This window comes from Hydrogenobaculum sp., from assembly GCF_049967395.1.
In the GTDB taxonomy this organism is placed as follows: Bacteria; Aquificota; Aquificia; order Aquificales; family Aquificaceae; genus Hydrogenobaculum.
Genome location: NZ_JBMFST010000026.1, coordinates 1 through 20,365 on the forward strand (window position 1 = coordinate 1; position 20,365 = coordinate 20,365).

The 20,365-nt window shown below is 34.8% G+C and carries 20 protein-coding genes; 17 read left to right on the forward strand and 3 right to left on the reverse strand.

Annotated features, from left to right (window positions below; genetic code table 11):
• The first annotated feature begins 184 nt into the window (after positions 1-184).
• The 4 genes from ACP5S8_RS04935 to ACP5S8_RS04950 are packed head-to-tail and all read left to right on the forward strand — an operon-like array spanning position 185 to position 5,740.
• Entirely contained in the window at positions 185-2,458 is a 2,274-nt protein-coding gene (locus ACP5S8_RS04935; protein ID WP_461875962.1) for an endonuclease MutS2, read from the forward strand.
• 1 nt (position 2,459) lies between these two features.
• Positions 2,460-3,518 carry a mechanosensitive ion channel family protein gene (locus ACP5S8_RS04940; RefSeq protein WP_461875963.1) on the forward strand — a complete coding sequence of 353 codons (1,059 nt, stop codon included), beginning with the start codon at positions 2,460-2,462 and terminating at the stop codon, positions 3,516-3,518.
• Between the two features lie 12 nt (positions 3,519-3,530).
• Positions 3,531-4,469: an NAD-dependent epimerase/dehydratase family protein gene (locus ACP5S8_RS04945; RefSeq protein ID WP_461875964.1), complete on the forward strand. Its 939-nt coding sequence runs from the start codon at positions 3,531-3,533 to the stop codon at positions 4,467-4,469.
• Entirely contained in the window at positions 4,469-5,740 is a 1,272-nt protein-coding gene (locus ACP5S8_RS04950) for an NAD(P)/FAD-dependent oxidoreductase (protein ID WP_461875965.1), read from the forward strand. Before ACP5S8_RS04945 ends, ACP5S8_RS04950 begins: the two co-directional genes overlap by 1 nt.
• Here the strand turns inward: ACP5S8_RS04950 and ACP5S8_RS04955 are convergent.
• From ACP5S8_RS04955 to ACP5S8_RS04965, 3 genes are read right to left on the reverse strand one after another with little or no spacing between them, the layout of a single operon-like run.
• Complete coding sequence (locus ACP5S8_RS04955; RefSeq protein WP_461875966.1) at positions 5,737-7,089, reverse strand: ArnT family glycosyltransferase; 1,353 nt, start codon at positions 7,087-7,089, stop codon at positions 5,737-5,739. The genes ACP5S8_RS04950 and ACP5S8_RS04955 overlap by 4 nt on opposite strands.
• 1 nt (position 7,090) lies before the next feature.
• On the reverse strand, positions 7,091-8,599 hold the full coding sequence (locus tag ACP5S8_RS04960) for a sigma-54 interaction domain-containing protein (RefSeq protein ID WP_461875967.1): 1,509 nt from the start codon (positions 8,597-8,599) through the stop codon (positions 7,091-7,093).
• Complete coding sequence (locus ACP5S8_RS04965; protein WP_461875968.1) at positions 8,592-9,527, reverse strand: NAD(P)H-dependent glycerol-3-phosphate dehydrogenase; 936 nt, start codon at positions 9,525-9,527, stop codon at positions 8,592-8,594. The genes ACP5S8_RS04960 and ACP5S8_RS04965 overlap by 8 nt, the downstream gene beginning before the upstream one ends.
• A gap of 99 nt (positions 9,528-9,626) precedes the next feature.
• Here ACP5S8_RS04965 and ACP5S8_RS04970 point away from each other — a divergent pair, with 99 nt between their 5' ends.
• From ACP5S8_RS04970 to ACP5S8_RS05030, 13 genes are all read left to right on the forward strand, one after another.
• Positions 9,627-10,259: a C40 family peptidase gene (locus ACP5S8_RS04970; RefSeq protein WP_461875969.1), complete on the forward strand. Its 633-nt coding sequence runs from the start codon at positions 9,627-9,629 to the stop codon at positions 10,257-10,259.
• A 38-nt stretch (positions 10,260-10,297) separates the two neighbouring features.
• Positions 10,298-11,314, forward strand: coding sequence for a L,D-transpeptidase (locus tag ACP5S8_RS04975; protein ID WP_461875970.1), 1,017 nt, complete (start codon positions 10,298-10,300; stop codon positions 11,312-11,314).
• A 64-nt stretch (positions 11,315-11,378) separates the two neighbouring features.
• Complete coding sequence (gene ispF / locus ACP5S8_RS04980) at positions 11,379-11,849, forward strand: 2-C-methyl-D-erythritol 2,4-cyclodiphosphate synthase (protein ID WP_461875971.1); 471 nt, start codon at positions 11,379-11,381, stop codon at positions 11,847-11,849.
• Positions 11,819-12,583, forward strand: a complete 765-nt coding sequence (locus ACP5S8_RS04985; RefSeq protein WP_461875972.1) for a patatin-like phospholipase family protein — start codon at positions 11,819-11,821, stop codon at positions 12,581-12,583. The genes ispF and ACP5S8_RS04985 overlap by 31 nt, the downstream gene beginning before the upstream one ends.
• 111 nt (positions 12,584-12,694) lie before the next feature.
• Positions 12,695-13,330, forward strand: coding sequence for a c-type cytochrome (locus ACP5S8_RS04990; RefSeq protein WP_461875973.1), 636 nt, complete (start codon positions 12,695-12,697; stop codon positions 13,328-13,330).
• A gap of 66 nt (positions 13,331-13,396) precedes the next feature.
• On the forward strand, positions 13,397-14,791 hold the full coding sequence (locus ACP5S8_RS04995) for a Do family serine endopeptidase (RefSeq protein ID WP_461875974.1): 1,395 nt from the start codon (positions 13,397-13,399) through the stop codon (positions 14,789-14,791).
• Between the two features lie 2 nt (positions 14,792-14,793).
• Complete coding sequence (gene dapF / locus ACP5S8_RS05000) at positions 14,794-15,627, forward strand: diaminopimelate epimerase (RefSeq protein WP_461875975.1); 834 nt, start codon at positions 14,794-14,796, stop codon at positions 15,625-15,627.
• A complete protein-coding gene (locus ACP5S8_RS05005) occupies positions 15,627-16,043 on the forward strand; it encodes a hypothetical protein (RefSeq protein WP_461870516.1) in 417 nt (138 codons plus the stop codon). The genes dapF and ACP5S8_RS05005 overlap by 1 nt, the downstream gene beginning before the upstream one ends.
• 56 nt (positions 16,044-16,099) lie before the next feature.
• Positions 16,100-17,314 (forward strand): (Fe-S)-binding protein, encoded by a 1,215-nt coding sequence (locus ACP5S8_RS05010; protein WP_461875976.1) that lies wholly within the window; start codon positions 16,100-16,102, stop codon positions 17,312-17,314.
• 85 nt (positions 17,315-17,399) lie between these two features.
• The gene (locus ACP5S8_RS05015; RefSeq protein WP_461875977.1) at positions 17,400-18,242 is read left to right on the forward strand and encodes an MqnA/MqnD/SBP family protein; all 843 of its coding nucleotides are present in this window, start codon (positions 17,400-17,402) and stop codon (positions 18,240-18,242) included.
• Positions 18,243-18,253: 11 nt separating this feature from the next.
• Positions 18,254-18,898 carry a hypothetical protein gene (locus ACP5S8_RS05020; protein ID WP_461870513.1) on the forward strand — a complete coding sequence of 215 codons (645 nt, stop codon included), beginning with the start codon at positions 18,254-18,256 and terminating at the stop codon, positions 18,896-18,898.
• Positions 18,895-19,344 carry a phosphatidylglycerophosphatase A family protein gene (locus ACP5S8_RS05025; RefSeq protein ID WP_461870512.1) on the forward strand — a complete coding sequence of 150 codons (450 nt, stop codon included), beginning with the start codon at positions 18,895-18,897 and terminating at the stop codon, positions 19,342-19,344. The genes ACP5S8_RS05020 and ACP5S8_RS05025 overlap by 4 nt, the downstream gene beginning before the upstream one ends.
• On the forward strand, positions 19,341-20,365 hold a 1,025-nt coding region (locus tag ACP5S8_RS05030; RefSeq protein ID WP_461875978.1), incomplete at its 3' end, for a CBS domain-containing protein. The genes ACP5S8_RS05025 and ACP5S8_RS05030, both read left to right, overlap by 4 nt.

Here is a 20,365-nt window from a genome sequence, read left to right on the forward strand (position 1 = left end):
ATACAACTTTGTAAGACCACATTATGCTTTAGGATATATGACTCCTGCTGAAGTAGCCTATGGAAATAAAGAATACAATTCTGGAGTAAGGTTGTAAATATGTGTTATAATTTTTTTGTGGTAAGTGTTCACGATGTACTGAACTCGTACAGTACAAAAGAGAATTAATGTTATCATATTAAATATGAGAGAATACGAAATAAGAAAGTTAGAGTTTAATAAAATAAAAGAAAACATAAAATTAAGGACACATTCTATCGCAAGTGCAGATTATATAGAGAATATAAAACCTATTCCAAAAGGCGAACTTTCACAAGAACAAAAGTTAGTTGAATGTTTTATGAAGCTTTTAAGACAAAAAGAAAATATTTTGTATAGCTTTGACGATATCTCTAAAAGCCTCAAAAAAGCAATGATAGAAGAAAGCGTGTTGGGAGTGGATGAAATACTTAGCATATACAGAGTTTTAAAGATTGTAAGAGATGTAAGAAAATTTTTAGTGGATGCTTTGGATAGGTGCGATGTATTCAACAAAATACTGAAAGATTTAGGCACGTTTCAAACGCTAGAGGCTGAGATAGAAAGAACCATAGACAATTCTGGTGTTGTCAAATCAGAAGCTTCTAGAGATCTTTTTGAGGTAAGAAAAGAGATAAAGCAAGTAGAAAAAACTATCACGGAAAAATTAGAAGCTCTTTTCCAAAGACCCGATAGCGATGTTTTATTTTCCGAAAAGCTTATAACGGTAAGACAAAATAGATACGTAGTGCCGGTGAAAACTCAGAGTGTAAAAAGAATAGTGGGAATAGTGCACGGCGTTTCTTCTTCTGGTTTTACCACATATTTAGAACCTCAGATTGTGGTAGATTTAAACAACAAGCTTGCAGTTTTAAGAACGGAGGAAGAAAAACAAATACATCTTGTATTAAAAAAACTTACCTCCTTTATAAGGGAAAGAGCGAACAGGCTTTTAGAATCTTTCAACACGCTTGTAAAAATTGACGTTTTGATGGCAAAGGCATCTTTTGGTATAGAATACGAATGCTCAATACCTTCTATTGGTGATTGTATAGAGCTTTTAGAAGCAAGAAATCCCATTATGACCATCTTATCTCAAAACCCTATCCCAGTGGACATAATTTTAAAAGAAAAGAAAGGGCTTGTGCTTACTGGCCCAAACACCGGCGGAAAAACCGTCTTTCTAAAAACGCTTGGTCTTAGCTACGTTATGTTTTTACACGCTATACCTATACCTGCATCACCTAATAGCAAATTACCTATTTTTGACAACATCTTTGTAGATATAGGTGACGAGCAAGATATATCTCAATCTCTATCAACTTTCTCTTCTCATATAAAGAATATCTCGGAGATTTTACAAAACTCAACAGATAAAACGTTGATACTGATAGACGAGTTAGGAGCTGGCACAGACCCACTTGAGGGTTCTGCACTTGGTATAGCTATTCTCGATTATATAAAGAAGATAAACGCTTTTGTAGTGATTTCTACTCACCATACACCCATAAAGCTTTGGGCGGTAAATTCCGATTATTATGAACCAGCTACGCTGATGTTTGATAGGGACACCTTGAAACCTCTTTACAAAGTGCTTTACGGTACTATAGGAGAAAGCATGGGCATAGAAGTAGCCAAAAGGTTTGGCATACCAAAAGAGGTTATTTTAGAAGCCCAAAAACTTCTTGGAGAGAACACTTTGGAATACCAAGGTGTCATGGAAAATCTAAATAGACTTGTCAGAGAATACCAAGACAAAATGGAAATATTAGAAAAACACAGAGAGGAGCTTGAACTTTTGAAAAGAAAATATGAATCTCTAGTAGAAGAAATGGAAAAAGCCAAAGAAGATGCATGGAAAAATGCCGTAAAAGATGCTCAAAGTTATTTAGAACAACTTAAGAAAGAAGCTCAGGAATTTTTAGTTGGTCTTAAAGAAAAAGCTAGTTTAAAAGATTTTATAAAACAAAAACAAGAAGAGTTGAGAAAGTTTGAAAAAGAAGAGCAAGAGGCTATAGAGGTAGGAGACTGGGTAGAGTTTATGGGTGGAAAAGGTAGGGTGTTGGAAATAAGGCAAGATAAAGCTCAAGTCATGTTTGGTGATATAAAGGCTTGGATAAAGCTAAAAGACCTTTCAAAAACCACCAAAATACCAAAAACCCATACCACCAACATAAGCTTGCAACGGTTTGAAAATAAAAAAGCCGGCATGCCTGAAATAAATTTAACCGGTCTTTCAATAGAAGAAGCTATAAGCAAGCTTGATAAGTTTTTAGATAGTGCTTTTGCAAGCGGAGTAAAAATGGCAAAAATAATACACGGTGTTGGAGTGCTTAAAAAAGCTGTAACTGACTATCTTTCATCATCTTCTTACGTTGTATTCTACAGAGATGCCTATCCAAAAGAAGGTGGAGTTGGTACCACCATAGTTTATTTTTAGTATGGACAAAATAACGATCACCAAACATCTAAGGTTAGAGTTCCTAGGTCACATTTTTAAAAGTAGAGAAGAGTATGGCTTGGTGGTGTTTGGTTTTTATAGTATTTTATTCTTTGGTATAGGGTTTTTAATAGGAATATCTTTAAATACCGTTTTTAAAAGCTTTAAAACCACAAAGAAAATATCTGCGAACCCATTTCTAATAGGGTTATGGGGTATGTTTTTGGGAGCTTACATATCTTCTGATTACCTTTATCTTACAAGAAAAGCACATATTGTTGTTGATAGGATTATACTTTTTGGACTCGTATTTCTTGGTTTTTACATACTATCCAACATAATTGGAGAATTAATCTCTTTGTATGTAAAATCACGAACGCAAGAAGTCCCATCTTCAATTTTAAAAGCTTCTATAGTAATATTTATATCTACTGTTGGACTTTTTATAGCGTTCCAAAGTATAGGACTTTCCATAAGCCCTCTTATTACTACGTTAGGAGTTGGTACCGTTGTTATAGGCCTTGCTCTTCAGGATACTTTGTCAAATTTTTTGTCGGGCTTTTATATACTCGTTAGTAAAAATATAAGAGTTGGAGATTATATAAAGTTTGATGTATATGAAGGATACGTAGAAGATATATATTGGCGTACCACTCATATAAGAACTCTTTCTGGAAACGTTATAGTGGTACCAAACTCAAAACTCACATCTTCTGTTATTACTAATTATCACCTTCCTTATGAAAACATGGCGGTGGTGTTTTCTTTTTCTGTAGGGTATAAAGAAGACCTAGATAGAGTAGAAAAGCTTCTCATAGAAATAGCAAAAGATATTGTAAGCAAGGTAGACGGCGCGGATAAAACCTATGAACCGATAGTAAGATATGGCTCTTTCGGTGCTTCTGGTATTAACTTAAGTCTAGTGGTAAAAGTAAAAGAGTTTGTAAATCAATACTTTATAATACACGAGCTTATAAAAGCCATAAAGAAACGATTTGACCAAGAAAATATTGAAATTCCATACCAAACTATAAATGTAATGATAAAAAACGAAAGTTGATATAATTTTCATATGGAAAAAGATAAAAAGATAGTGCTTCCCGGCGGTGCTGGGCTTGTGGGACAAAATCTTGTAGCTTTTCTCAAAGAAGCTGGATATTCAAATATAGTAGTAATAGATAAACATAAAAAAAATTTAGACATATTAAAATCTCTTCACAAAGATGTAATCGCTATTTACGGAGATTTATCGGAAGAAGGCGATTGGGAAAGGTATATAGAAGGCGCTAATGCTTTAGTAATGCTTCAAGCCCAGATAGGAGCAAAAACTTACGAGCCATTTTATAGAAACACCATAAAATCTACAGAAAACGTTTTAAAAGCCTGCAAAAAATATAACGTAGAATATATAGTGCATATAAGCTCATCAGTAGTAAACTCTGTGGCAAAAGATTTCTATACAGAAACAAAAAAAGCACAGGAAAAGATGATTTTAGAATCTGGCATAAAAAATGTTGTCTTAAGACCTACTCTTATGTTTGGTTGGTTTGATAGAAAACATCTTGGTTGGCTATCGAGGTTTATGAAAAAAATACCTATATTTCCAATACCAGGAGACGGTAAATACATAAGACAACCTCTTTATGTAAAAGATTTTTGCAACATCATAATAGATTGTATCCAAACAAGAAAAGAAGGTATCTACGATATCACTGGCATTGAAAAGGTTTATTACATAGATATAATAAAAGCTATTAAAAAATATACAAAATCAAAAACCGTTATACTAAATATTCCATACTGGCTTTTTTATACACTTTTATATATATGGGGAATTTTTGATCCTGATCCACCTTTTACTGTAGATCAATTAAAAGCTCTAGTGGCGGGAGATATATTTGAAGTAATAGATTGGCCAAGTATTTTCAACGTAAAACCAACTCCTTTTGAAAAAGCTATAGAAGAGACTTTTACTCATCCAACATATTCTAAAGTGGTGTTGGAGTTTTGATGAAAATAGCTATAATAGGTGGCGGACCTATGGGTCTTGCAATAGGCTATTATGCAATTAAAAAAGGCTACAGTGTGGATATATACGAAAAAGATAACGTATTGGGAGGAATGAGCGCCTCTTTTGATTTTGATGGTGATATTATAGAAAAATATTATCATTTTTTCTGCAAAACAGACATGGCGCTTTTTGAACTTTTAAAAGATTTGGGCATATATCATCTTTTGAAATGGAAAAATACCTCTATGGGATTTTATTATAAACAAAAGCTTCAACCTTTTGGAGACCCTATAAGTCTTTTAAAGTTTGATGGACTTGATATAATTTCTAAGTTAAGATACGGTTTTTTAGCTTTTTATAGCACAAAACTAAAAAATTGGAGTAGCCTAGACAGAAAATACGCTATAGATTGGTTAAAATCAATAATAGGAGAAAAAGCATACAACGTGTTGTGGGACAAGCTTTTGTCTTTAAAGTTTTACCAATATCAAACCAAAGTATCGGCGGCTTGGATATGGAACAGAATAAAAAGAGTGGGACTTTCGAGGGACAGCATATTCAAAGAATCTCTTGGATATGTTGAAGGAGGTGTAAAAACTATAATAGATAGTTTAGAGAAATCGCTCCATGAGAAAGGAGCAAACGTTTACCTAAACAAAGGTGTTGATAAAATCCTTATAGAAAATAACGCTTTAAAAGGAATAGAGGTAGAAGGTGAAATATTTAGCTACGATAAGGTAATAAGCACAATACCCATTAATATACTTCAGCATGTTATAACAGATAAAAACATAGCCTCTAAGTATAAAGATTTTACATACCTTGATGTAATGTGTGTAGTGATAAAACTAAGAAAACCGTTTTCAAGATATTTTTGGATAAATATAAACGATGACGAGATAAAAATACCGGGGCTTATAAACTACAGCGCTTTAAGAGAAGATATAAAATCCAATATAGTCTATATACCTTTTTACCTTCCAAAAGATAGCGAGCTTTTTAAAAAAGATGAGTCTTTTATCAAAGACCTTTGCAAAACTTACCTTAAAAAGATAAACAAAGATTTAAAAGACGAAGATTTTTTGGCTTTTAGTATAAACATATATAAAAATGCTCAAGGAGTATATGAACCGCTTTATCTTTACAAACTCCCGCCCATAAACGTTGCAAAAGATTTTTACGCTCTTGATACCACCTATTACTATCCTGAAGATAGGGGTTTTTCAGAAAGCGTTAGAATAGCAAAGTATGTGGTAGACAGATACCTTTAGAATTTACATACAAGGTAGTCTGAGTTTTGATAATTTCTTACTATTTTAAAATCTTTATATTTTGATAAGTTTGCTGTAAATACACAGCCGTAATTTAAATTTTTTGGTGGATAGAGTATTGGTTTGTGTATTTTTACATCTATGTTTGCTATAACAGAAAACCCAACCCACCCAAAATCATCGCAATATAAAGGTATTCCTCTTTTTATGGTAAGATTGTAAACCTCTTTTGCTATCTTGTTGGTATTCTCTCTTATATGTCCATAGTATATAGGAAACGCTATGCCAAGGGCTATAAACTTAAATACTATAGCAAAGTATATAAACTTCAACATCAAATCCTTAAACTTTGGATATAGCATAACGCTAAAACAAACTGCAAAGATGCTATACAAAGGAGCAGCATACCTTATACCGCTAAAAGGTGGAAGCCAATAAGGTATAAAATTTACAATACCCACCATCCAAGCGTTTAGCAAAAATTTATCGTTTTTTAATATATCAAAATCTATTTGTCTTTTAAAAGCCAGATACAAAAATACCAAAGAGTTTAAAGACATATTTAACCAAAACTGTATAGGATAACCAAAAAATTGTTTTAAATAAGGTACGATGCCTTTAAATCTAAACTTGTTTATTATATCCCACAGCATTCCATGTTCGCTAACATTTGATTTTGGAGCAAAACCATACCACAGTATTAAGAAAAACAACGGGACAGCCAAACTAACAACTGCGGTTTTATATATGTTTAGTTTTTTAGGTTTTAATATAAAAAAAGATATTATAAGAGTAGCATAAAAATAAACAAAAGAAGTAAGAGCTTTTGTCAAAAAACCACCGGTAGCCAACAAAGATCCTAAAAATAAAAACCAATAGGATTCCTCGTAAACCCCAAGCATGGTAAACAGCATTGACATAGAAGAAAAGCCTATGTAAACCCCATCTTCATAACCAAGCCATCCATCATGAATCATTACATCACCCATGCTTAAATAAATAAGTGCTCCAAACCAACCAAGTTTTTCATCTTTGTAAACTCGTTTCAACACGTATCTTATGCTTAAAGCTGTGAGGATTGTCATAGTGATGGTTTGAAGCCTTTGGATAGCCTTGGCGTATTCCCATCCTAAAAGCTTTGAAAATATTATGGTTGGATAGTTAAAAAGAGGTGGCCTATAATAAGGCACTTTGTATATTGTTTGGAGTACGTACTCTTTGAAATAACTCATCTCAAAAGAAGGTATAACCCAGTTTGCCTCTTCTCCCACATAAGGAAGGTTTAATACAAAAATATAAGGTATTATTAAAATCAAAAACAACACTCTATAATCTTTTAAAAGCTTCATATCAAAGCCTTTCCACAGGTATGTTATATTTTTTAATCCTATAGTCTAACTGTCTCAAGGTAAGCCCAAGCATTTTTGCCGCTTTTGATTTTACATAACCACATCTTTCTAAAGCTTTTTTTATAGCCTCTTTTTCAGTGCTTTCTATAATACTCGGTATATCAGTTTTTGATTTCTCAGAGTTTATCTTTGTAGCCAACAATACATCATCTTTTGAAATATCTTTGCTGTTTATCACCACGAGACGCTCTACAAGGTTTTCAAGTTCCCTTATATTGCCTGGCCAATTGTAGTTTATAAGAGCTTCCATAGCTTCTTTTTCTATGTTTATATGTTTTTTATAATGCTTGTTAAATTTATCTAAAAAATGTTTCACTAAAAGCGGTATATCTTCCTTTCTTTCCCTTAGAGCTGGTACTCTTATAGGTATTACGTTTAATCTGTAGTATAAATCCTCTCTAAACTCTCCCCTTGCCACCATAGACGCCAGATCTTTGTTGGTAGATGCTATTACTCTTACATTTACAAAAATGCTATTTTCAGCTCCAAGCTTTTCCAATTCTTTTTCTTGTATCACCTTTAACAGCTTTGATTGGGATTGAAGGGGAAGTTCACCTATCTCATCTAAAAATATTGTGCCTCCGTTTGCTAGTTCAAATTTGCCTTTTTTAGAGTGAATTGCCCCTGTAAACGCCCCTTTTTCATATCCAAACAGCTCAGCTTCAAGAAGCGTTTCTGGTATCGCCGCACAGTTTACAGATATAAAGGGTTTATCTTTTCTTTCACTTAAAGCGTGTATTGCTTTTGCTATGAGCGTTTTGCCTACTCCGCTTTCTCCCAGCAAGAGCACAGTGCTGTCTGTTTTTGCTATTTTTTGGATAGTATCTTTTAACATAGTTATAGCTTCTGATTTCCCAACAAATCCCTCTATGCTAAAAGTATCCGAAAACTCTTTTGCCAAAAGTTGCCTTTGTTCCTCCCAAGAAGCTTTTTCCTCTTGTAAAATCCCAAAAAGTTTGTAAGACATACCTATCATAGCGCTTACTATAAGCATAATATCTACTACTCTTGTGAGTTCTTCGTATCTATCCAGGCTTTTAAAAAGACAAAAAACGCCTATGGTTTCGTCTTCTGATTTTATGGGTACACCCACAAAGGTTTCATCTTTTATTTTGTCCAAGATTTTTGTTTTGTTCAGAAAAGCTTTATCGTGTCTTGGATCTTTTATTACTACAGGTATGCTGTTTTTAAATATGTTGCCCACTATGCCTTTTCCAGATTCAAAAAGTATCTTTTTTACGCTTTGATTAAAGCCAAAAGCCTCCCTTATTTTTATAGTTTTTGCGCTTTTATCGTAAAAAGCTATGTAAGAGTATTCCACCCCCCAAAAAGAGTAAAATATTTTTAAAATATCCCTCAAAGCCTTATCAAAATCCTTTTGAGAAAGAGCCTTACTCACAGAGGTTAAAAGCGATATATCTATATTTTCAAGCTTTATCTTGTTAGTCATCTTCTTCTTTTAACTCTCTTGATAAAAGCGTATTCATACTTTCCTCAATGGACATATTTTCGTAAAGCACCTTATAAACAGCCTTTGTTATGGGAAGATCTAAATGTCTTTCTATTGCTATGTCATATAAGGCTTTTACGGTATAATAACCTTCTACTACTTCTTTTATTTCTTCTAACGCTTCCTTTGGAGATTTCTTTTTCCCTACCAAAAGCCCAAAACGTTTGTTTCTAGATTTATTAGAACCAGCCGTTAGAAACAAATCCCCAACCCCTGAAAGTCCATAAAAGGTCTTTTCTCTAGCGCCCATCAATTTTCCTATTTTAATCATCTCCTTTAGCCCCCTTGTTACCAAAGCTGCTTGAGCACTCTCACCCAAACCTGCTCCTTCCACTATACCAGAGGCTATAGCTATTACATTTTTTAAAGCACCTCCAAGGGCTACCCCTTTTATATCGCTAGAGGTATATATCCTAAAAAGCTGTGATGAGAGCAGGTTTTGAAGCTTCAAAGCTTTTTCCTTGTTAAAATATCCAAGCGTTAGGGCTACAGGCAAGTCTCTTAACACATCCTCAGCAAAAGATGGTCCAGATAAAACAAAAATGTTTGACTTTTCTATGTTGTACTCTAAGGCTAGGTCTATAACATCCTTATGGGTAGATATATCTATGCCTTTTGAAGCTATTATTGTATCTTTATCTTTGCACTTTTCTATTATATGCTTGATGCTTTGGGTTGGGGTTGCTATAATTACAATCTCATGTTGTAGCACATCTTCAACATTTGTTGTGGTTTTTATGTTAGGGTGCTTTGGTATATTGTTTAGCGCTTCTTCTTTTATATCGTATACGGTTATCGGTATTCTTTTTTTGCTAAAAGCGTAAGATAGAGCATAGCCCCACTTACCAGCTCCAAATATAAAAATCATATTTAATATTATATCAGAACGCTTATCGCATATTTTCTTAACAAGAGATGATATATATCATGGAAATGTTAATAATGAATATAATAAAATGAAAAAACTATGAAGAAGGTAAAATATGTAGGGGTGATTTTGGCAAGTTTGGTGTTGGCTTTTAACGTCGCTTACGGAAGCGAATTTGTAAGTCCCATAAGGCAAATAATAAATTATCACAAATATGGGCAGGACATCTATAAAGATCCTATACTGAATATAATAGAAAAGTCTAAAGTAGAACTAAAAAAGCCTCAAACTATTTCAGAGCTTGTAAGATATAGCGTAGGCAAACCACCTATTCCTAATAAAATAGCCTCAGACAAATTTGACAAAAAATTGGTACAAAAGCTTATTGAAATAGCAAAACAATACTTAGGCACTCCGTATAGGTTTGGCGGCACATCCAGATATGGGATTGATTGCTCTGGTTTTACCATGAAAGTTTTTGATAAGCTAGGAATAAAGCTACCAAGAACCGCCTCAGAACAAGCTCATGTTGGGAAATTGGCTATAAATTTAAAACCTGGAGATCTATTATTTTTCAAAACCTACAGGAAACATCATCCAGGTCATGTGGGGATATATATAGGCCATGGTCTTATGATAGATGCATCCTCTGCCTATGGCAAAGTGGTTATAGAGCCTATAAATCAACCTTACTTTAAAAAACACTTTTTATTTGCAAAAAGCTTGTTCTAGGGTTTGTTTTATAGGCTTTTATAAGTATATTTATTACAATGGATAGTAAAAAGTTCTTAATAGTTATACTTTTGTCTTGTTTAGCTATCTCTTATGCCGAGCCTACTTTTAAACCGATTCCCATACAAGCCTACGAGGAGATAAAACCTAAAGTATATAATGTAAATGTAAAAATTATAAATGTATCTTATACATCGAAATCTCCTATAAACTATTCACCCCCTAAAGTCATCAAAAAGTCAACACCACCTAAAATAAAACCGTTAAATTTTGAAAACTCTGTTTTTATAACAGATAAATACCTAATAAAAGATATCAACTATCTATACAACATGGGTTATTTGCCTTTTAAGGTTATAAGTTATACACCATATAAGAACGGATATAAAGTTACTTATGAATGGAGTGCAGAAAATGTACCATCAAAACTTGTAAAACTAAGCATTACAAGCAAATATAGCATTCTTTATAAAAGCGCCATTTTAAGGTTTATAAAAGATTACAACGTAAAGTTTAATCCCGACAATACAGCTTTAGCCAGCATTATTTTACAAAAAGCTTACGAGAGAGGTTTTAAAGCTAAGAAACCATTTGTATGGGTTTACGTAGACCAGCATATACCTCAAAGAGTATATGTGTGGGAAAATGGAAAATATATATTTGAAAGCCCAGCTAACACAGGGGTAATGGGTACAACCAATACAGGGACATATATGGTTTATCTTCGTTTTAGAAAAACCGAAATGAAAGGCACTTTCCCGGGTTCCAATAAAACCTATGACGACCCCGATGTGCCTTGGGTAAATTATTTTTACCGAGGAGAAGCGCTGCATGGTTTTCCAAGAAGAAGGTACGGTTATCCACAATCTGCTGGTTGTGTAGAGCTTCCAATACCAAAAGCCAGAGAGTTATACAAAATATTGTATAAATACGCCGTAGTAACCCTATCAAACTACGACAAGAGATATATTGCCGCACATCCTTATGTAAATGTCAAGAAAACCAAAACGTTTAAGCCTTTAAATCCTGTAAAATTTACTTTTGAAAGCTGGTAATAGCTAGCAATCGTGGCAGACTTGTGAATCGTGGTATACTTGTAGATCGTGGTATAATTTTTTCATGTATAGGATAGGTATAGGTCAAGATGCTCATTATTTCGAAGAAGGGAAAAAGCTATATTTAGGGGGTGAAGAGTTTGACATAGGATATGGTTTAAAAGGGCATTCAGACGGTGATGCTCTTTTACATGCAATAACAGATGCCATTTTAGGAGCTTTGGCAAAAACCGATATAGGCACCCTTTTTCCCGATAAAAGCAAAGAAAACAAGAATAGAAACAGTGTAGACTTTCTAAATAAAGCTTTAGAGACTATGTACGATATGGATTATTCAATAGTTAATTTGGATTGCAACATAATAGCAGATAAACCAAACATATCAAGCGTTAGAGATAAAATAATAGAAAGTCTATCGAGACTTTTAAGTATACCAAAAGATAGCATATCCATAAAAGCCAAAACCAAAGAAGGCTACAACAAAGAAAATAGCTTAGAGGTAGTATGTATAGTGCTTTTACAAAAAATGATATAGGAGTATGCCTTTCTGGAGGTGTAGCAAGAGGCGCAGCCCACATTGGAGTTTTACAAGCTCTTTTAGAAAAAGGCTTTAATGTAAAAGCTGTTTCTGGGGCAAGTGCTGGTGCTTTGGTGGGATTATTCTTTGCAGCAGGTTATAAACCTCATGAGATGCTATCTATCTTAAAATCTATAAACTGGTTTACTATTTTTACATTAGGAAAAGGCGGAATGCTTGGATTTAAAAAAGCTTTTAAAATTGTAAGAAGCTACATTCAGTATGATGATATAAAAGATCTACCTGTTTATTACAGCGCTAGCGTATTAGATTTGTTCTCTGGTAAAACTCTTTATTTAGACGAAGGTGATCCAGCTTCTATAGCTATTGGGTCTTGTGCTTTACCGTTTATTTTTGAGCCGGTGGCTTACAAGAACATGCTTTTAGTAGATGGCGGGCTAACAGAAAATCTGCCAGTTAATCCAATAAAAATTAAGTATCCCAATCTAAAGGTTGTATGTTCTGATATAATGCCAAATGTTTTGATAAAAGAAAACTTGGGCGCTTTCGGAAACTTCTTAAGATCGACATTTCTAATAGCAAGAAGGAATATGGATCTTAGCAAAAAACTATGCGACATATATTTGGATCTTCCAGTGCAACATATTAGTTTTATAAATTACAAAAAATTTGATGAGCTTTATGATATAGGATATTCTTATACAAAATCCATTATAGAAAAAAATTTATAAAGTTTTTATTTTTTAGCGATTTTCATTATATTAAAATGTTTTATATCATAGCTTTTTTAATATATAATAGGTTATTATATTAGATAATTTTTATTTTTAGGAGGTTTTAAAATGAAGAAGACACTTTTAGGTGCTGCAGTTTTAGCCCTAGGCCTTGTGGCATGTAGCCACCAACAATCAAGCGAGTCATCATCTGCAAGCTCAGAACAATCAGCAGCTACAACTCCTTCCACACCATCTTCTTCCTCTACAGCTTCTAGTGCTACATCTAGCACTACATCTACAACCACAGCTTCATCTTCTTCATCAGCTAAAATATGTTCTGGTACTGGCGCTCAACAAGTATGTGCTAGCGCATCTTCTATAAACCAAGACGATGCTAAGAAGTTGGTAGCTATGGCTGGTACAAAAGGATGTTTAGCATGCCACGCTGTAGACAAGCAAGTGGTAGGACCAGCTTGGATAGACGTTGCTAAAAAATATGCTGGTAAACCAAATGCTGTAGACGAATTGGCAAAGGCCATAAAGAACGGTAACCAAGGTATATGGGGCGCTGTACCAATGCCAGCTCAAACATCCTTGAGCGATGCTGAGGCTAAACAATTGGCTCAAATGGTATTAGCTCTTTACAACAAGAATTCTTCTAGCTCATCTTCATCATCTTCATCTTCGTCTTCTTCATCATCAAGCAACGGCAAAGAGAAAAACTCTAAGAAAGAAGAAAAGAAAACTGAAAAGAAAGGTTAATGCAAGTTTTATAACACCTTCCCAACATGGGAGGGTTTTTGTTTTTCTTAAAATGTGAGGGTTTTTATGAAAAGGAAATTTTTAGTTTTAGGTTTGGCTTTAGCTATACTAGGGTCAAATGTTAGTGCGGTTTCTGGTCCAATTTTAGAGCAGTTTCAAAAAGAAGTAGAGCAAATAGTAGACAAGGTCTCACCTTCAGTAGTAACAATTTACGCTACTCAAATAGTCAAAACTCCTTTAAACACTCAAATATTTCCAGGTTTTCCACCGTTTATGATGCCTGGCATTCCAACTCCAGAAATCCCAGAGAAAGAGAAGGATTTAGGCTCTGGTATTATAATTAAATACATTCAATCTAAAAATGCTTTTATAATTTTAACAAACAATCACGTTGTAGGAAATTCAAAAGATGTAATGGTAAAATTATCTAGAACTATTGAAAGAAAAGCTAAGGTTTTGGGTAGAGATCCTAAGACTGATTTAGCAGTGCTAGAGGTTAGCGCTGAAGGCATAGATAATCCTAGTTCTAGAGTGGCTACGCTTGGGGATTCTTCTCACGTAAGAATAGGGCAACTTGTCATAGCTATAGGAAATCCATACGGTTTTAGTAGAACCGTTACGATGGGAGTGGTATCCGCTTTAAACAGAAGGCTAGGTCTTTCTCAATATGAAGATTACATACAAACAGACGCTGCTATAAACCCGGGCAACAGCGGTGGTCCTCTCATAAATATAGAAGGTAAAGTGATAGGTATAAACACTGCCATGGTAAAAGGGGGTCAAGGGCTTGGTTTTGCAATACCAATAAATCTAGCCAAATGGGTTTACCATCAAATAATGGAACATGGCAAAGTTATAAGAGGATGGCTTGGGGTATCCATACAACAGATAACACCTCAGATGGCCTCTTCTTTAGGTGTAAACTATGGTGCTATAGTAGCTCAAGTGTTTCCTGGATCTCCTGCTCAAAAGTATGGTCTTAAAGTAGGGGATATCATAGTGTCTGTGGACGGAAAACCTCTTGAAAGCATAGACGATCTCCAATTTAAAACGATGGAATCTCCACCTGGTACTGTCCTCACGTTGGGTGTTATAAGAAATCATAAGCTTATAACGATAAAAGTAAAAACTGCAAAAATGCCAAGCAACACCAGCAACATAGGTATTGTATCAGAAGCAAAAGACTTGGGTCTTATGGTAAGACCTTTAAACCCGCAAGAACAAAGACGCTACGAAGTAAAAGGCGGTCTTTTGGTAGAAGATGTCCTTATCGGCTCTCCAGCTTACGAGGCTGGTATAAGGGCTGGTGATATAATACTAAGCATCAATCTTCATAGAGTTTACACAAAAGCCGAGATGGACAATATATTAGAACGCTTAATATCTGAGCACAAAGATACAGCTACTTTCTTAATAGATAGAAACGGCCAAAATATCTTTGTTACGGTAAGATTAAAATAATTATGCTTATAACAAAATATCAAGGTTCTGGCAACGATTTTATTATCATAGACAATAGGGATAATTTTGTTTATAAAGAGATAGAAAAGTTAGGTTTAAGTGTAAACGAATTTGTTAAGAAACTCTGCGAACAGCATACATCGGTAGGCGCAGATGGCCTTATACTTATAGAAAAAGCCAAAAACCCTAAAAATCACTTTAGCTGGTCTTTTTTTAATGCCGATGGCTCTGTAGCTGAGATGTGTGGCAACGGTTCTCGATGTGCTGCTAGGTTTGCTTACGAAAAAGATATTGCTCCGAAAGATATGGTTTTTGAAACAATAGCAGGCGAGATAGAAGCTCATATAATGGATTCAAAAAGGGTAAAAGTACAGCTCACCCCATATCATTCACATCAAAAGGATATAGAAATAAAAACAGAGTACGGCACTTTCAAAGGTCATTTTGTAAATACGGGAGTGCCTCATTTTGTTGTATTTATGAATGAAGATGAGCTAGACAACTTAGATGTAGAAAAAGTAGGTAGAGCCATAAGGTATCATGATTATTTTGCTCCAAAAGGAACAAACGTAAACTTTGTAGCAAAAACAAAAAACGGTAGTTTCAGAATAAGAACTTACGAAAGGGGCGTTGAAGGTGAAACTCTCGCCTGCGGGACAGGCAGTGCAGCTTGCGGTATAAACGCATATCTTCTTGGTTTATCAGCTTCTAACATAGTAGACATTATTACTAAATCCGGTGAGCTTCTGAAAATAACCATAGAGGATGACAAAGTATTTTTAGAAGGTCCCACCACAAAAGTATTTGAAGGCATGCTTTCTTACGAGATTTTCTGATGGATTTATACTTTTATCTCGATACGTATGTAGGCGAATACCTAATAAATTTTTACATGGTATCCTTTAAACTCCTTGATTTAGACTCGGTGGAAATTACCGATTTTTACGGTTCAAAGTTAATATCAAACATTTTAGATTGGGACACTTTCTCCACTTCAGTAGGAAATATATACCTTCTTGAATACGGAGACCCTATCCAGAGGTTTTACAACATAGAAGAAGCCATCAAGACAGGATATGACATCATTTTTGAAATAGCAAAATCGTCTACAAACGTTTTAAAACCAAGACCTGTAGTAGGGGTAGGCTATCCACCGCTATTTTTGTTGAAAAAGCTTTATCCAGATTTATTCGAAGACATGCTTTTTAGACAAGGGCTTGATGAGTTTTTAGATCAAATACTATTTACTTAAAAAAGTTTTATGATTTTACTAAAAGCTATATATTAAATAAAAACTATATTTTAATTATGGAAGAAAAACATTTTGAAATACCTATAGATTTGCTACAAAAGTGTGTTAGATGCGGTCTTTGTAAATCGGTATGTCCTACATATAGGATAAATGAAGAAGAAAGAAGCTTTGCAAGGGGAAGGCTTGCTTTAGCTCAAATGGTGCTGTCTGGAGAATTACCCCTTACCAAAGATGTGGCAAGACAGTGGGACGAATGCGCAATGTGTAGAAGATGTGAATGGATTTGCCCAAACAACGTAGAGTATAAAGAAATCATGTCAAAAGCCAAAGAGCTTCAATCAAACACACTTGGTAAAGATCCGTTTAAATATACTGCTTTAAGCGCTCTTGAGCTTATGCAGACAAACGTCGGTAGAACTGTTGTGAAAATGGCCGGCTCTTTGTTGTCTCTAATACCCAAAAAAGAACTGAAAACTTACATACCATCTGGCATAAACGGCGCTGTAAAATTTATGCCAAAACCAAGCAAAGATGCTTTTAGCATAAGAGGACAAACATTCAAAACCGACAAAACCCCTTCAAAGGGCACGCTTCTTTTCTTCACCGGCTGTATGGTAGATGCTTTTTATACTACCACCGGTAAAAATGCCATAAAAGTCTTGAACAAAGCAGGGTACGATGTTGTTGTACCAAAGGATATAAAATGCTGCGGTGCTCCACATCTTTACTCTGGCAATATAGAAGCTTTTTCTCATCTAAAAGCCAAAAACCAAGAGGAGATATCAAAATATTCTTTCGACGCCATAGTGGTAGTTTGCCCTACTTGCGGTGGTGCGCTGTTGGAAGACTACGGATATAAAAATGTTTTAGATTTTGCAAGCATTATAGCTTCTTCAAACGACTTGGTGTTAAAATCTAAATCAAAAGAATCCGTCACCTTTCACGTCCCGTGCCATTCTTATAGTGCCATGAAAACACCTGTTTCTGATTTTGAAAATACCATAAAAAAGATAGAAAACGTAGAGTATAAAAAAGCCTCTAAAGCCCAAAGTTGCTGTGGTTTTGCTGGGCTATTTTCTATGAAAAATCCAGAACTTTCTACCGCCATTCAAAAAGAGAAGATGGAAGACTTTAAATCCACGAATGCAGAATATATACTAAGTGCATGCCCTGGCTGTGTTTTACAGCTGAACGATGGCAACCTAAAGTTTAAAAATAACCAAAAGATTATGCATATAGCAGATTTCGTGGCAAATAATTTAGAAGATTGAAGTTTCTTGGCTTTTAAAAAACTTGCTTTAGCTCATTTTTGTTTGGTTTATAATGTTTATATTAGTAAATTTTTAAGGAGATGTTATGGAGCAAATAATTAGAGTGGCTCATAGCCCAGATTCAGATGATGCTTTTATGTTTTATCCAATGGTAAAAGGTCTTATAGACACCTATGGATTTAAAATAGAACACATCTTAAAAGATATAGAAAGCCTCAACGAGGACGCTAAAAAGGGCACATACGAACTGTCTGCAATATCTTTTCACGCATACCCTTATGTAGCGGATAAATACTACGTTTTACCAAGCGGTGGAAGCGTCGGAGAAGGATATGGCCCTATCGTTGTTACGAAAGAACCAATAAACACCATAAAAGGAAAAAGAATAGGCATACCAGGTGAACTGACAACGGCTTACCTTGTTTTGAGGCTTTTCGAAGAAGATTTTGAACCAGTTGTTATGCCTTTTGACAAGATATTGGACGAGGTGGAAAAGGGCAGTGTAGATGCTGGTCTTGTTATACACGAGGGGCAGCTTACATACAAAGACAAAGGACTATACAAGTTTGTAGACCTGGGGGAAGATTGGAAGCAAAAATACAACCTTCCACTTCCATTGGGATGCAACATAGTAAGGAAAGATCTTGGTTTAGACGTTATAAAAAAGCTTGAAAACATAATGAGAGAAAGCGTTAAAAAAGCTTTGGAGATAAGAAAAGATGCTCTAAATTACGCCATAAATTATGCAAGAGACTTAGAAAACGACGAGGCAAGGGCTTCAAAGTTTGTAAGCATGTATGTGAACGAAAGAACCATAGATTATGGACCTGATGGAAAAGAAGCAGTAAGGCTTTTATATAAACTTGGCAAAGAAAAAGGCATCATAAAAGCAGAGATACCAGATGTTATCTTCACAGATGAACTTTAAAGGAGAGTGTTATGATTTTACAGAAAATATACGACGAAAACGTAGAGAACGACATAAAAAGCCTTTTTGAGGCTTGGCCAGAAATCTCTTACAAGGTTACTATAAAACCGGTAAAAGTGGGGGATGACTCTATAAATGTGGTTTATATAGAGACAAACGATGAAGACTTTGAGAAAGCCGTAGGCATTTTTGAATCCAAAGAAGAGGCTATGGGTGCTTTTAGAAGCTTTGCTTATGAGCTTGGGTTTGAAGATTACCCCACCAACATAGCGTTTTTACATGCTGGGTTTGATGGTGATAAACTTTTTCTATTTTTAAAAGCTAAAAACGACGACAATATAAAACAATTTGACCAACTTAGCGTAGAAAAACTCACCAAAGAACTTCCAAATTATCAAAGGGTGGTTATATACCAAAGCGCCGTCTTAACTTATCTAAAAGACATCTACCCTGCCATAGACAACATAGCTTATGTAATACCGCACAAACTTTCAAACATAGGTTGTCAAACACCTGAATTATCAGATTTAGCAAAAATATACGGCGTTTCTTTAAATACAAAAGAAGATGAAGTAAGGTTTATAGAAAGGCTTCTTCAAGACCCAAAAGGTCTTTGCAAAGATAAAGAGCTTCCGCCCATAGATATACCTTTATGAATTACAAAGACTTGTTTTTAAAAGTTATAGCTACTGGCTTTGGGCTTGGAAAAGCCCCAGTGGCTCCGGGCACTGTTGGTACTTTAAGTGCGATACCTTTTATATATCTGTTGGGCAACAATTTCTTTGAAAAGCTCTTATTCTTTATAGTGTTTATTCCGCTCGGCGTCGTAGCCTCCCAATATGTTATAGATATTACAGGAAACAAAGACCCAGATGAAGTTGTAGTAGATGAGCTTGTAGGGTACTTCATAACAATGATGTTTGTACCACATACCTTTTGGTGGATGGTTTTAGGTTTTCTTGTTTTTAGGCTTTTAGATATAACAAAACCCTTTGGCATAAGAAAATTAGAAACCCCAGACGGCATTGGTGTTATGTTGGATGATATTGCCGCTGGTCTATTAGGAGCTATTTTACTGTTTATTTTTAAAATGATTATATGAGTTATACTGTTTATTTGGCTTTAAAGAATGAGGAAGTTGTAAATTTTCTAAAGGTTGAAGCCGATACGCCTACAAAATACGCTATACAGCTGATGGCTAACTCTGGTAAGGACTACGTAGTTGTTGTTGAAAACAATAAAGCAGTGGGCATTTTCTCTGAGTCAGATGTTTTAAAGTTAAAATACAACGACGAAAATCTTGATAAAAGCGTATTAGAGTACGCTTCAAAACCGGCAATAACCGTTAGAAGCTCTTTTAACCTCTTCGAGGCCATTAATTTAATGATAGAAAACGATATATCAAAGCTTGTTGTAGTTGATGACGCAGATACACCAATTGGTGTGCTTACTCAAAGAACCCTTATAAAAACAATAGACCAAGAGATGTTGAAAAGACACAAACATGTTAAAGATATACTAAGACAAAGAAATTTAATAAGCTTATCCCCAACGGATACGCTAAGCTTGGCTCTTAAAACTCTTGTAGAAAACAAAATAAGAGCAGTAATAATACTAGAACACGATAAAACGATAAACAATAATGAATATGATAAAAATGAACAAGACGATAAGCTTGTAAACCGTGGTAGACTTGTAGACCGTGGTAGACTTGTGGGGCGTGGCAAACTTGTAGACCGTGGTAGACTTGTGGGGCGTGGCAAACTTGTAGGTATAATAACTCAAAAAGATTTAACTAAGCTAATATCTATCGGCGTTGATTTAGATAACGCTTTGGTTAAAGATTATATGAAATCCCCTGTAATAACTTGCAAAATTGACACGCCTCTTATAGAAGCCTCAAAGATGATGGCAAGTTTTAACATAAGAAGACTCGTAGTGGTAGATGAAAAAGAAAACCCTATAGGCATCATAACCCAAGGGGATATAATAAGAAATCTTGAGGAAAAATACGAAGAATACGTAGAGAAAAAGTTAAAACACTTAAGATCTATGCTAAACAACATAATGGAAGATCCGGTGTTAGAGGTTATGGACGCCGGTGCTTTTGATTCTTCTTCTGG

What these genes read in the sequence shown, in the direction of transcription:
- ACP5S8_RS04960 (WP_461875967.1), bottom strand. Translation starts at nt 8,599, where the DNA reads ATGACTAACAAGATAAAGCTTGAAAATATAGATATATCGCTTTTAACC.
- ACP5S8_RS04970 (WP_461875969.1), top strand. Translation starts at nt 9,627, where the DNA reads ATGAAGAAGGTAAAATATGTAGGGGTGATTTTGGCAAGTTTGGTGTTG.
- ACP5S8_RS04950 (WP_461875965.1), top strand. Translation starts at nt 4,469, where the DNA reads ATGAAAATAGCTATAATAGGTGGCGGACCTATGGGTCTTGCAATAGGC.
- ACP5S8_RS04990 (WP_461875973.1), top strand. Translation starts at nt 12,695, where the DNA reads ATGAAGAAGACACTTTTAGGTGCTGCAGTTTTAGCCCTAGGCCTTGTG.
- dapF (WP_461875975.1), top strand. Translation starts at nt 14,794, where the DNA reads ATGCTTATAACAAAATATCAAGGTTCTGGCAACGATTTTATTATCATA.
- ACP5S8_RS04975 (WP_461875970.1), top strand. Translation starts at nt 10,298, where the DNA reads ATGGATAGTAAAAAGTTCTTAATAGTTATACTTTTGTCTTGTTTAGCT.
- ACP5S8_RS05020 (WP_461870513.1), top strand. Translation starts at nt 18,254, where the DNA reads ATGATTTTACAGAAAATATACGACGAAAACGTAGAGAACGACATAAAA.
- ACP5S8_RS05005 (WP_461870516.1), top strand. Translation starts at nt 15,627, where the DNA reads ATGGATTTATACTTTTATCTCGATACGTATGTAGGCGAATACCTAATA.
- ACP5S8_RS04955 (WP_461875966.1), bottom strand. Translation starts at nt 7,089, where the DNA reads ATGAAGCTTTTAAAAGATTATAGAGTGTTGTTTTTGATTTTAATAATA.
- ACP5S8_RS04945 (WP_461875964.1), top strand. Translation starts at nt 3,531, where the DNA reads ATGGAAAAAGATAAAAAGATAGTGCTTCCCGGCGGTGCTGGGCTTGTG.
- ACP5S8_RS05010 (WP_461875976.1), top strand. Translation starts at nt 16,100, where the DNA reads ATGGAAGAAAAACATTTTGAAATACCTATAGATTTGCTACAAAAGTGT.
- ACP5S8_RS04985 (WP_461875972.1), top strand. Translation starts at nt 11,819, where the DNA reads ATGTATAGTGCTTTTACAAAAAATGATATAGGAGTATGCCTTTCTGGA.
- ACP5S8_RS04935 (WP_461875962.1), top strand. Translation starts at nt 185, where the DNA reads ATGAGAGAATACGAAATAAGAAAGTTAGAGTTTAATAAAATAAAAGAA.
- ACP5S8_RS05015 (WP_461875977.1), top strand. Translation starts at nt 17,400, where the DNA reads ATGGAGCAAATAATTAGAGTGGCTCATAGCCCAGATTCAGATGATGCT.
- ACP5S8_RS04995 (WP_461875974.1), top strand. Translation starts at nt 13,397, where the DNA reads ATGAAAAGGAAATTTTTAGTTTTAGGTTTGGCTTTAGCTATACTAGGG.
- ispF (WP_461875971.1), top strand. Translation starts at nt 11,379, where the DNA reads ATGTATAGGATAGGTATAGGTCAAGATGCTCATTATTTCGAAGAAGGG.
- ACP5S8_RS04940 (WP_461875963.1), top strand. Translation starts at nt 2,460, where the DNA reads ATGGACAAAATAACGATCACCAAACATCTAAGGTTAGAGTTCCTAGGT.
- ACP5S8_RS05025 (WP_461870512.1), top strand. Translation starts at nt 18,895, where the DNA reads ATGAATTACAAAGACTTGTTTTTAAAAGTTATAGCTACTGGCTTTGGG.
- ACP5S8_RS04965 (WP_461875968.1), bottom strand. Translation starts at nt 9,527, where the DNA reads ATGATTTTTATATTTGGAGCTGGTAAGTGGGGCTATGCTCTATCTTAC.